The following is a 12,673-nucleotide window of genomic DNA, read 5'->3' on the forward strand; positions in this document are numbered from 1 at the left end:
GAAATTTACACTAATGTAATGGGTTGGTCCGCATATTTATCGCTTTTGTAAAAGTTCACAATAATATCTAACAGTTTTTCGACACGACATTTTTCCTTTACTTTTAAGGATTTTGACAAGATTTGTTCTCTCTTCCCGTTGCGCAGTATGCAACCGTTACTTATAATTCATTCAGACATAATTGGATACAATAATTTAAGATGATGGAGGCTCTTAATGACAAAAAACCATCTTGTTGACACGGCCGTGCGAAATTTACGCGAAGTGATTTTGAGTGGCGAACTGCCGCCGGGCATGCACCTTATTCAGGAAGAACTTGCCGAACGATTCGGGATTAGCAGAACCCCTTTGCGGGAAGCATTGCGAATTTTAGAAAAAGAAGGATTCCTCGTCGTTTCTCCTACCCAAGGCATGACTGTCTTACCTATCACCTATGAAAATGTTCGAGATTATTACGTTGTTCGCGAGGTCCTCGACGGGGCCGCTGCAAGGCTTGCCGCCCAAAAATGTACGGCTAGCCATATTGCAGAACTTCACGAAATACTAAACCACATGGAAAACACTATTGAGCCTTGGTCTCCGAGCGAATGGTTGAATCATAATCTCGCTTTTCATCAACTCATTACGGTCATAGCAGATAACATGCCGCTACGTCATCATTTAGAAGAAGTCATTAACATTTCTGCACGCCTGTTCTTTCCCACTATCCAAATCCAGTTGCAAAGAGCACAACATGCTCTACAAGAGCATCGACTGATTGTGAATGCCCTAGCAGAACATGACGCAATTCGCGCCGAATCCTTGGCAAGACATCATATTGCCACCGCACTCGAACTTTTATCTATATCCCGTTCACCACTTCTTGTTGCCGGGGACTAGCACTCAAATGATGACTTCCTAAAGATAAACCCACAGATTGATAGATGATGCAATCTTGCCTGTGTCCCCACCGGCACCAAAAATCTTTCACAAATAAAATGTTGGCAGCTAAGCAGTAGCCACCTTCTTATCCTTATACGGACTCACCAACTAGTGATCCAGAAATATTATGGGCTCATGAGGAACCTGGACCCCAGCCGTTTCTTCCCGGCATGTAATTTTTCGAACGACTGGGGTCGCCCCTCAGCACTACCTGCAATCCAATACCATAATTCTTACGGTCTTCTTGTCCATCTTTCGGTATTAACGCCGTTCTGCGCGATACCTAGGAGACCCTTTTCAACATTTGCGACTGCATCGCGAGTCATCTCAAACCGGGCCTCTAGAGTCTGGGTTCCGGTGTGCGGCGACAATATGATCGACGAGAGTTGACGGAGCTCGGAAGAGACATGCGGTTCGTGTTCGAAAACGTCTAACGCTGCGCCTTGAATACGTCTATCGGTCAAGCAACGCACGAGAGCACTTTCATCCACACAAGGCCCTCGGCTGATATTGACCAAGTAAGCAGTGGGTTTCATGCAATTCAACTCGCGCTCCCCAATAAGATGATACGTCTCGTGGGTGAGTGGCGTGAGAACCACAACAAAGTCTGCCTGACTCAAGAGCTCAGACAAGGTATGATAACCTGGATGTCCTTCAAGACTTCCATGCTTTCGCGTATAAATTACCTGAAAACCTACGGCACGCAATATTTCCTCGAGCCGTTGCGCTACTTTACCATATCCGACCAACCCAACTATTTGACTGTTGGCATTGTGTGTCAGATCCTGATTGAGAAATCCCGGATTGGGCGATTCGTCCGTAAGGACCTCTCTCATAGCTTGATCATGCGGAACGATGTGGCGCATCAAAGCCATAATCAATGTGAGACCGAGCTCTGCCGTTGCTGCGACAACCGCCTCCGGTGTATGCGTGACAAGAATGCCCAGGTCTGAGGCCGATGCGACATCGATATAGTCATAGCCTGTGCCGTATGTGGAAACTACAATGAGCGACGTCATAGCTTCCAAACGGTCTCGAGTCAATGGATAATTGGGTGCGGTAATAAATCCTTGGATTTCTGATAAGCGCTTTTGCGCAGGTTCACCGAACGCCCACGCATAGGGTGACTCTTCTAAGGACGGCCAGCCAGGAAACTTGCTGAGAGCCTGACATTGAAAATGTGGAAGTGCTTTTATTGTCGTCATAGAGTCACTTCCGATAAGGGACCACGTGCGTTAGGAGGGGTCTGCGCGGCACCGGTTCTCTTTACCCGCACCAACATCGTAAGAATTGCTGAAATGACTAGACACAGCGCCATAAATAAAAATCCATCGTTAGGCGAGCCGGTTGCTGCGGACAAATAACCTACAAAGTAGGTACCCACAAACGAGCCTAATGCGCCCATGCTGTTTATCATTGCCATAGATTCTCCCGATGCAGAACGAGGAATGATATCAGGAACGATCGCAAAATATGGCCCATAGGGTGCATACATGCATCCCCCTGCGACCACGAGTAACAACATTGCCCAGACGAAGTGGTGCACGCCCACGGCAAACGAGGCATACATCGCCACTCCCCCAATCATTAGAAAGGGCCATACATATGCCTTGCGATTAAGACTTCTATCAGCGAAAAAGGAAGCCCCCAGCATGAGTATAATCGCGAGTAAATAGGGAATCGCGCTGATAAGACCTGTCAGACCAATGCCAAGGCCTGACGCAGCCTTAACTATAGAAGGTAGCCATAGAATAAAGCCATAAATACCCGCACTCCACAGAAAATATTGACCTGCTAACAATAAAACATCCCGCGACTTGAAAGCATTCCAGTAATTCACCGGATGCGCAAACGCATTCTGCTCCGCGTTCAATCGTTGTTCAAATACATCGCGTTGACTCTTTGGCAACCACGTTGCCTCCTCGGGTGTATCTTGGACAAGCGCCAACCAAACAAATGCCATGATGATGGACGGAATGCCTTCCAAGACAAACATGACCTGCCACCCCACCGCCGCGATGAGAAAGCCAGACACTACAGACATCCACAACACTGTGACGGGGTTACCCAAAATCAACAACGTATTAGCTCTGGCTCGCTCCGGTTTTAGAAACCAGTGGGTATTGAAAACTAAGAGAGATGGGAACAACACACTTTCGACCGCCCCTAAAAGCAGTCGATCGATAATAAGCCATGTTACATTAGGCAGTAATCCTGTTAAAGACGCTAATATCCCCCAGAGAATCAGCCCCAAAAGATTATTCGTTTGGCACTTTTCGTTTCCGCATAATGCGCGCCTGGAATTTGAAAGAAAAAATAGCCCAGAAAGAACATCGCTCCTAAAAGCGCCGTGGATCCTGCGGTAATATGAAGCGTTTTTGATAGCCCCGCAGCGGCCCCGAAGCCAAAGTTTGCTCGGTCGACGTACGCCAAACTGTAAACAATAAAGATTATGGGGATGAGTCGCACCCAACGCTGGCGGGCTCCTGTTGCCTCCATACCGTATCCATCTCCTTATTGGTTTGTCGCGTAGCTAATGTTCGGATTCAGCCTCCCTATGGTTTCTTCCACTTGCGTGCTCGCACAATGGTTCGGTCGGAGGCGATTGTTTGCGCATTGAAAACCAACCGCCCTCAACATAGACCTTTTATGGCGTAAGTGCTGTAGAAGCGCGGGCAAGAATTTGGGCCATAAACCGTACTTGACCGACCGGCGTACGCGGGTGCATCAACATCTCAGCCGCTTCTCTTCCAATTTCTTCCGTTGGCTGACGAATGGCCGTAACCCCTCCCAAAATATATGAAGCCCAGTTTAATATAATAGTGCGACTAATTATTTCTTTCTACTCTGCAAAACATTCTTCCTTCTTCCGGTGTATTTGATCCGGTTCTATAATTCCCATAGAATGACTCAGGCGCACACCTCCGGCGGACTGCAGTGCCGTCTCGTAGACCAGGGCAAGGAGATCTTGTAACCACAAGATCCCTGCCGCAATTGCCCTTCGCGACAAATGAAGTAATTTATCACACTCTGAAATTCAGCCACTGCTAAAAGGTTCGATTTTTTGCGGTGGCCATGCCGGAATATTTCGCACAGCTAAGCGAGCGGGGGCTATGAACTTCTTTCGATGATGCTAGGATTTTTGATACGCAACAAGAATCGACACCCTCTCAAGGGTTCGTTCATACAGTGACGAATGGGATGGATGGTAGTAGCGTTGTATCACCGGAGTTGTAAGACCCTTTTCTGAACGAGCAAGGTCGATCGCCCCCATAAGTGATGCGTCTTGAGCATCGACGAGCGACAACGGACGACTCAGCGAATCCGAAAGAAATTGCGCTAAAAATGGCCTGTCAAGAAGACCAGAACCAATGCGGAGATCTTCTAGCGGAACCCCTTGGTGTTCGAGAGTTTGAAGCCCTCTGAAGTACATAGCGGCTATGGACAAGAGCGCCGATCCTAACATATGGTCCCGTCCATGTAATGGGGTTAGACCACGCCATTCGGCGTGGAGATCTTCACGCCACCACGGCGACCTTTCACCGTATAAATAAGGGATCGCCACCGGCAAGGGCTCCCCACGACGGACGGTATCAATCCCCCTGTGAAGAACCTCATCGACCGAAAGGGAAAATAGGTTCGCAACCCACGATAAGTAATTGCCGATATTGGAAAAGGCAGAACCGACGAGATACCCTCGGGTTGGTCCCATGGTATAGCAGAAGAGCTCAGGCGAATCCACTGTATATGCTGACGTCGTGCGTAGCGCTCCACTGGTCCCCATCGCTAATACCCCCACCCCTCCATCTGGGGCAATACCCAAATGAACATGAGCAGTCGCAGCATCATTGCCGCCGAGCACAACTTCGAATTGACCGGTGGTATCAGGAATGGCCAACGTCACAGGATGCAATTCAGGAAGGTCACGCGCAGACACATCCGCATAGTGCAATGCAAGAGGACACCAATCCCCGTTGAGTCCTAGAAAACCACTGGCCGCAGCCGTAGAGTAGTCGGTTTGCCACCGGTTGGTGAGGCGAAATACGAGGTAATCTTTGAGCGATACGGGTCGTGCGGACTTCGGCAGCGTGGAGCGCAGGTGAATCCACTTGACCAGTGGTGACATGGCGTGTAAGGGAACGCCTGTTTGCCGCTTTAAATCCCCCGCCACATCTTGCTTGCGCAGATGTTCTGCCGCAGGAAACGCGCATGAGTCCATCCAAGTCAGGCTCTGGGTCAAAGGATTGCCCTCGCTGTCCACTACCAGCAACGTGTGCATTGCACAAGAAAAGCTCAGACGTTGAATGTTCCACCGGACCCTGGCATCTTTTAAGACTTCGACAATCCGGTCATATACCCAAAGGGGGTTTTGTTCGGAATGACACCCATCCGTTCTTACTCCCGATGGCATCTGATTTTGTGCCAGAATAATTTGGCCAGATAAGTCGGTAACAACCCACTTCAAATGGGTTGTGCCAAGGTCAAAGGCGATAAGAGCGCGCTCCATATCCAACCTCCTAGCCATTCCCTAACGTCTAGTATGACGGACCTCTAGAGGCCCCACAAGTGTTAGAACTACACTCCCACCGAGAAAAACTTCATTATCTGATATCAACGAATCTCAGGGCTCTGTTATCGCCTTAACACCCTCAGTCTCTATGGCGTTACCCACCCACTTAGTACCTCGTCTTTGGTTGGCAAGGCCGGCCCTGCCCCCAAGCGACTCACAACTAACGAACCCGCCTTTAACGCCAGCATACAGGCCGCTTCATACGACAGGTTCTGGCGGAATACTGCCCACGTCCATACAGCTGTAACCGAATCCCCCGCGCCCGTTGGATCAACGACATCCACGGGAAGGGCCGGAAATTCTAGCCGTGGTTGCTGCCTTTGAAACAACCACAGGCCCCTAGCACCTAAAGTCACCAAGCACGCCTCGAGCCTCGGATTTTGTGCAAATAAAGCGGCTGCCGCATCGTCCCACGCATTCTCTGGCGCTTGAGTCATCATGGCAAATTCTGACTCATTGGGCGTCAAAAAGGTCGCGAGGTTGAGCAGTGCGGGCGGCAGATTATCAGCAGGGGCTGGATTCAGCACAACACGACCGCCGGCACTGACGACCTGCGACGCTGCCCACAAGGACACATCCCACGGTAACTCGCCTTGCAAGATCAACGTATCAACCGACAACCAGTCGTATGCCAATGCCTGTAAGTCAGAAACCGACACCTCTTCATTGACACCGGGCACATGAAAAATAAAATGACGGTCAGGCAACTGAATCGGTACAGCATAAGCTGTATTTTTGGATCCTGTGATAATCCTTAGCGTTAAATGAGCGTCGGAGAGGCGGTCTTTCATCCATTGCCCTAAGGGATCCTCCCCAAGGACGGTAATCAGTGTCACATCTTCTCCCAAACGCGCAAGCTGAATGGCTTGATTGACACCCTTACCGCCAACCGTCATATCGCTCTTAGTCACGCGGGCTGTTTCCCCATCTACCGGCATGTGGTCATAAGCCAATGGCATGTCGACTACCGCACTCCCCAACACAACCATACTCATCCAGCTGTCCACCTTTCATATTGATTACTCAAATTCACAACACATCCACTATTGACAACAGCACCTTGTTTTGACATTTTCGAACCCATTAACCTCGTTACTTTTATTACTACAGGCATTCCGTTTCCGACATCAACAAAAATTCTTTCTCATCCACATCTCTCGTCTTAATTTATTAGGAACGAGTCAAACAGATAGAATGTTCGTTCAATATCGCTTATGGTGCAGTCATCTCATTTTTACCTAAAGTATCCCAAAGGCAAAAAGCCTTTGGGATACTTTAAATCTACAGCAGAACGACATCATACGAAGAGGAAAAAGATTGATATATTGTATCTAACCGCGAACACCCTGATCGATCAATAAACGAACATTTGTAACGAATTCTACTGCGCATTAGCCAGAATACGATACTCAAACACCTTTTCCTCACCTGAATCTAAGCCACTCATTCCGCTGATAGCCTGGTCTACGGACAAATTGGGTGCGTTGTGTGTCCACGTACATGGCTCAACGCAGATGAATGGACTGTTTAACGAGGGCCGGAAGATCGTCAACTGACGAAATTGTGCATCGGGTTGCCAAATAAATTCGAAAGCCGACTCGGCACCTCGCATGAATACCGCGGTATCAACGTCGTCATCGAGGCGGTAACAGGCATCAGCCACTACGGACGTGGCTAATCGTCCAACGGGTAAACCTCGCAACGATGATAAATGGGGAAGAAATGTTCCGTTGGGCATCAGTGCCGTAGTCATGGCCCACTCTCGCCCACGAGGAATCAGTACCTCCCAATCCTGTTCTTGCAAGTTCCAAGTCGTATGAAATCCTATGCCGAATGGCACGCTCATTGATCCCGTATTTTTCGCCGTCACCCGAATTAGGAGCTCTGGGCCACGCAACGCATATTCCACACCAACATTCAAGCGAGACCCCATATACCACGCCAAGTCAGCAGTGCCTTGCGCGCCTAGCGTCAACCACAAATGTGTCGCGCTCACGTCGACAACCCGCCATGGCCGATTCCAAACAAACCCATGAAGGTGATTCGGTCCAGCCGTGTCATTCTGAGGCCAGTGGTAATGAGTCCCGTTCCAGGTAAACTGTCCTTCTGCAATCCGGCCAGGGGGGATTAAAATGGGAATACCAAATAAGAATGGCTCATCTTCCCATGCTTTCTGGTGACTCGGCACGCGGAGCAATTCCCAATTCAACGGCTTGAAGCGCAACGACAGAATCTGTCCTCCCAGCGCCGGGGCAATAAGGCAGGCCCAATAGGGATTCTCCAAACTAATAACGTCAATGTCTCCAATATGGTGCGTGACCTTCTCCACAGCTAAGTGGCCCTCCAATTCCGCTACGTGACGCAATGATGTCGTAATTCTCTGTGCGCTTGTGCTTGGCTAAGTTAGCCTACCGCCCCTTATCTTAGCCCCAAGAGTAACTCGGTCACAAGCTGGTCAAGCTTTTCATACGCATAGCCGCGTTCGCGCCAGTATGCCAAACTTGAGCTATCCACAACAGCAGGCCCCGTTTCATTTAACTCCCGAATGCGCGCTAAAACTCCAGAGATTTCCGCATCCGCATGAAATTGACGCACTTTTTCCCGGTATCCTAGGTAGCTGCGCATAGAGCCACGCGCAAATTCCCAGACGCCTTCAGCATCTTCTGTGCGGTAGGGATGCGCATCAAAATGGAGAGGCCCATCGTATCCGCTGTCTTCAAGTAGTTTAACGATATAAAACGCGCCCTTGATATCATCGGACCCGAAGCGCAAATCTTGGTCAAAACGGGCAATCCGCTGATCATTAAGATCAATATGAAATAACTTATTTTGGTCAATGGCCTGGGCAATCTCGTGTACTGGATTCAAACCCGCCATTTTGGCATGCGCAATTTCGGGGTTGACTCCGACAAGTTCCGCATCATCGAGAGTTCCAATAAACGATAACATCGATCCGACCGTCGGCAAATAAATATCACCGCGCGGTTCGTTAGGCTTCGGTTCCAAAGCAATGCGCATATCGTAGCGCTGATTACGAATATGTTCGGTTAGTGTATTAATTCCTTCCCGGTACCACGCTAGCGCATCACGGGGATCTTTCGCTCCATCGACTTCCGCTCCTTCGCGTCCACCCCACAAAACAAAAATGTGCGCTCCTAACTCCCGCCCTAAATCGATCGCCCGTTTGGCTTTGTCTATCGCAAAACGCCTTACGGCTGGAGCTGAGGAGGTAAAGGCTCCATCTTTAAATATCGGATCATAAAACAAGTTCACGGTGACCATCGGTACAACCATGCCGAATTCGTCTAATGTCTGGCGAAATTCGTTCACAATCCGGTCTCTTTCAGCGGAAGTTGCCTCCATGGGAATAAGGTCATTATCATGAAGTGTAATACCATAAGCCCCCAGCTTACTTAATTCCCTAACAATCGTTGTGGGCGCAAGTGTATCTCTAACAGCATCACCAAATGGATCTCGCCCTCGGTTGCCAACAGTCCACAAGCCAAAAGTAAAATGATCATGTCTTTGCGGAGCCAACTTATCAGTCGCCATAATAAAGTCTTCCTCCTTAATTAATTCGGATTGTGTTCATTTTATCAGATATTTTGACTCAAAGCTAAAAGATTTCGCAATATTTTCATCATAAATTTGGCATGGCCATTATGCTGTGATACTCTGATACCTATAATCTACAGGTCAAGGAGCTCGCTTCTATGCCAATTTCTGTGGCGCGCCACAGTTTAATGCGCCAAATGAACGATATTGCGGTTCTTACCGTTGTTCGTCAAAATGGTCCCACCTCACGTCGCCGCATCGCTGAAATTTTAGGGCTAACAAAATCGACCGTTACCGTGGCGACCCAACGTTTATTACAAAAGCATATCCTAACTGAAGTAGGGTCAGTCAGTGCAGGACCCGGCCATCCCGAACGATTGCTCGATATTAATCCCACCGGTGGTTTCATTATTGGCGCCGCCATCGACGTCGGTAGCTACCACGTCATCTTGTTTGACTTGCAAGCCCGTATTATACGGCAAACCATTGGCTACTACGATTTATCGAGTCCTCCAGAAAAAGTCCTCGAGTCGATTGGCCAAGATGCCGCCGCCTTCCGCCAAGATATTGACCAAAGACGCTACTTGGGATTTGGGATATCCATTCCCGGCATCATCTCCACAGCGGGTGATGTGATTTATGCGCCTAATATTCGCTGGACCAACGTCCCCATGCGCGACTTTTTTGTTCAACTCTTTGGGGAGCCTGTGTTCATTGTGAACGATGCCAATGCGGGAGCCGTAGGCGAATACTTTTTTGGCGAAGCGCAACATAGCGAACTCTTGCTCTATCTCTCACTGGGTATGGGCATTGGCGGAGGTGCGGTTGTTGAAGGCAACCTCATGCAAGGTGCGACGGGCGCGGGCACTGAAGTCGGCCACATGGTTATTGTTGAGAACGGCCCGCTGTGTCGTTGCGGACGTCACGGTTGTTTTGAAGCTATGGCCTCTGTACGCGCGTTAACCGAACGCGCCATGCGCACGGCCGATGTCAGGCAGTGGATTGAACTCGATCACATCCTCACTAGCTTCGCCGCAGGCGAAGACTGGGCGGTTCGAGCTGTCGAAGAAACGTTGACATATTTGAAAATCGGCCTCGCGAATGTGGCGAATATTTATGATCCCGACATGATTATTCTGGGCGGCCCATTATCCCATTTAGGGGAATTTCTTCGACATGAAATTGACGAAGCAGTCAATGCTCGGGGGATTGCCGAAGGACGCCGCCAAATTGCTGTGCAAACCACGAGCCTAGGCGACCTAACCAGTGTCTTTGGCGCCGGCGCCATGGTGTTACATACCGCCATTGAAACGCGTGTCGAAGCGTAGCGTAACTGAGATGGCACAAATTTTTGCTGATGAGACTGATGCTGTAGCAATTCTGGCTACCCATAAACTACGCGCGGCCCTCCGGTATCGATGAACCCTTCAAATCGCATGGAGTTCGGCAACCATTGTCCGTGCCAACTTTGTCCGCGAATCTTGAACCCTTCATATAGCCCGACTCTGCGGCATTGTGATAATAGGAGCATCTCACTTCCGTAACGCGCGGATTGCGCTCTAAAAACCATTGAGCGATAACTGGGACCTCGTGATGTCCAGAAATCGCCTCCCCTTTAGCTAGACCGGCAGAATTATATCGGTTTGTTGGGTCAAACAGCATATCATGCGCACTGCCTTGTCCCAAGAAGGCCACCACTTTTTCGGGTAGTTTCCGAAAACGATCCGTTTGCGTCGATATTTGACAGTAAGGTGGACCCCATTGTCAAGACAGATTTTTGACCCTCAAAGTGTGAGACTGGCCTTCTTTCTGTTGATCATGATTGGGACTTTACCCTCCGGTTTGGTGCGGGCTGAAACAGCCCGCACCAAACCGGAAACCCAGCCCGTAGGGCTGTCGAGGAGGGATTCAATCTCGGGGCCCCCTCCCGGCAAAGGGTGGAAGGGGCGTATACCAGGCCGCGGGTGGCGCGTGTAGCCTAAGGATTGATGCAGCCGGTGATCGTGATAGAACGTAAAGTATCGGCTCAAGCCTGATCGCGCTTCCCGTGGTGAACGGTCATCGTGTAGATAGACTTCTTCATACTTCACGTTGCGCCACAGCCGTTCCGTCAACACATGGTCCAACGCCCGCCCTATACTGTCCATATTGATTTGTACCTCCTTGGCCAACAACAAGGCCGTGTATTGGGGGCTGGTCAAAGGGCTGCCTTGATCATGATTCCCAATGGTCGGAGTGGCAATGGACAACGCCCGCTTATCGGCCGTGAGCACAAAGGGCCATGCCAAGGTTTCGGAGAGTTCCCAGGCCACCACGAATCGCGAATACCCATCCAAAATGGCCACTAAATAAAGCCAACCATGCACTAACCGGATAAACGTGATGTCAATTCCCCATACGTGATTGGGGTACGCCGGCGTGACACCGTTCAATAAATACGGGCACACCGGGTGCTGGTCTGGGGACCCGGCGCGAGCCCCCAAATCCCCATCGCCCGCAGATCGCGCTGCACGCGCTTACGGTTCATGGCGTAACCCTCCTGGTTCAACGGGGCCGTCATCCGTCGGGATCCGTAAAAGGGCCGATCGGTGTCAATGTCCTCGATGCGATGCTTGAGGGCGATCTCGTCGGCATCCGGCCCGACGGGCCGGTCATAGAGGTTCGAGCGGTTGAGGCTTAACAACGCGGCTAGTGTCGTCCACGGCAGAGTATTCGCTCCCCAAACCAGCAAGATAATCCGTTCATCGCGGGTCAGGGTTGAGGCCAGATTTTTTTGAGCCACTCGACCTGGGTGGTCGGTTTGCCGATTTCCGCATAGAGTGCGGTCAGTTGTTCCTCATGGGCTTGAGTTTGCTGTTTGAGCGCCTGCGATTCCGCAAACAGCTGCGGGAAATTGTCCAGGGCCTGGCGTTTCCCTCGATGCCACAGCCCGGGATGAATGCCCTAGTCGGCAATCTGCGTGACCGTTTTTTCTTCCTGGAGCATTTCAAGCACCACGTGGCTTTTGAAGGGGGCCGAATGCCGTGTTTGTTTCGCCATCGTGTGTCCCGTGTAACACTTAAGGGCCTCCCCAATGGTCTAGTTTTTGGGGACCACTATACGTCACCATCGTGGGGTCCGTGCGTTTGCCGAATGAAACACGCCTGCTTAATGAACTCGCGTTCTTCTAGGGTCACGGTATATATTTTCGGTTTCTTGTTCTCTGAACCCAATGGTTTCCCGAGACCTTTTCGTTCCTGCCAATATCTCCCTATCCCATCCGTGGGACCGACGTCGACTCAACTCGGTTAAATATTGGGCAAGACTCTGGGCTTCCGTAATCGCTGAGCCCGTGTTTGCTGCTACAAGGCGCCTCCACTCATCATAGAAGTAAGTGTACTGCCGATGTATTTTTTTTATAAATTCTGCTGTGTCACTTATCGTAAACCCTCCGATTATTGCTTCGCCACTGCTTCTCCCGTTCGTCGAATTTGGCGTGGTGTTTGAGAATGATGATGTGAACATCACTCGTTCCCCCTTTTCAACTTCCGTACATTAAGACTCTCACTGCGACACTCAAGCCGGCGTTAACCTGCTGAACCCGAGCGGGTTTAAACTCCGATCCACCACCTGTATTAACAGGATGCC

The 12,673-nt window shown here is 50.1% G+C and carries 9 protein-coding genes and 1 pseudogene; 2 read left to right on the forward strand and 8 right to left on the reverse strand.

Annotated elements, in window-relative coordinates; genetic code table 11:
- Positions 1-216 precede the first annotated feature (216 nt).
- Complete coding sequence (locus tag CO251_RS14230) at positions 217-879, forward strand: GntR family transcriptional regulator (RefSeq protein WP_103376477.1); 663 nt, start codon at positions 217-219, stop codon at positions 877-879.
- Between the two features lie 275 nt (positions 880-1,154).
- Here CO251_RS14230 and CO251_RS14235 read toward each other — a convergent pair whose 3' ends face one another.
- The 7 genes from CO251_RS14235 to xylA form a co-directional block, all read right to left on the reverse strand.
- Complete coding sequence (locus tag CO251_RS14235) at positions 1,155-2,126, reverse strand: 2-hydroxyacid dehydrogenase (protein ID WP_103376478.1); 972 nt, start codon at positions 2,124-2,126, stop codon at positions 1,155-1,157.
- On the reverse strand, positions 2,123-3,175 hold the full coding sequence (locus CO251_RS14240) for an MFS transporter (protein WP_242968624.1): 1,053 nt from the start codon (positions 3,173-3,175) through the stop codon (positions 2,123-2,125). Before CO251_RS14240 ends, CO251_RS14235 begins: the two co-directional genes overlap by 4 nt.
- Entirely contained in the window at positions 3,166-3,420 is a 255-nt protein-coding gene (locus CO251_RS17815) for a hypothetical protein (RefSeq protein WP_242968625.1), read from the reverse strand. The genes CO251_RS14240 and CO251_RS17815 overlap by 10 nt, the downstream gene beginning before the upstream one ends.
- Positions 3,421-4,054: 634 nt before the next feature.
- The gene (locus CO251_RS14245; protein ID WP_158246363.1) at positions 4,055-5,428 is read right to left on the reverse strand and encodes an FGGY family carbohydrate kinase; all 1,374 of its coding nucleotides are present in this window, start codon (positions 5,426-5,428) and stop codon (positions 4,055-4,057) included.
- A gap of 149 nt (positions 5,429-5,577) precedes the next feature.
- Positions 5,578-6,486 carry a carbohydrate kinase family protein gene (locus CO251_RS14250; protein WP_103376480.1) on the reverse strand — a complete coding sequence of 303 codons (909 nt, stop codon included), beginning with the start codon at positions 6,484-6,486 and terminating at the stop codon, positions 5,578-5,580.
- Positions 6,487-6,872: 386 nt separating this feature from the next.
- A complete protein-coding gene (locus CO251_RS14255) occupies positions 6,873-7,820 on the reverse strand; it encodes an aldose 1-epimerase (protein ID WP_158246364.1) in 948 nt (315 codons plus the stop codon).
- Between the two features lie 89 nt (positions 7,821-7,909).
- Positions 7,910-9,043 (reverse strand): xylose isomerase, encoded by a 1,134-nt coding sequence (xylA, locus tag CO251_RS14260; RefSeq protein WP_103376482.1) that lies wholly within the window; start codon positions 9,041-9,043, stop codon positions 7,910-7,912.
- 161 nt (positions 9,044-9,204) lie between these two features.
- Between xylA and CO251_RS14265 the strand changes: the two genes are divergently transcribed.
- Complete coding sequence (locus CO251_RS14265) at positions 9,205-10,374, forward strand: ROK family transcriptional regulator (protein ID WP_103376483.1); 1,170 nt, start codon at positions 9,205-9,207, stop codon at positions 10,372-10,374.
- Positions 10,375-10,954: 580 nt separating this feature from the next.
- Here the strand turns inward: CO251_RS14265 and CO251_RS14270 are convergent.
- Positions 10,955-12,085, reverse strand: a pseudogene (locus CO251_RS14270) (IS3 family transposase).
- Positions 12,086-12,673 lie beyond the last annotated feature (588 nt).

Source organism: Sulfobacillus sp. hq2 (genome assembly GCF_002903155.1).
GTDB classification, from domain to species: domain Bacteria; phylum Bacillota; class Sulfobacillia; order Sulfobacillales; family Sulfobacillaceae; genus Sulfobacillus; species Sulfobacillus thermotolerans.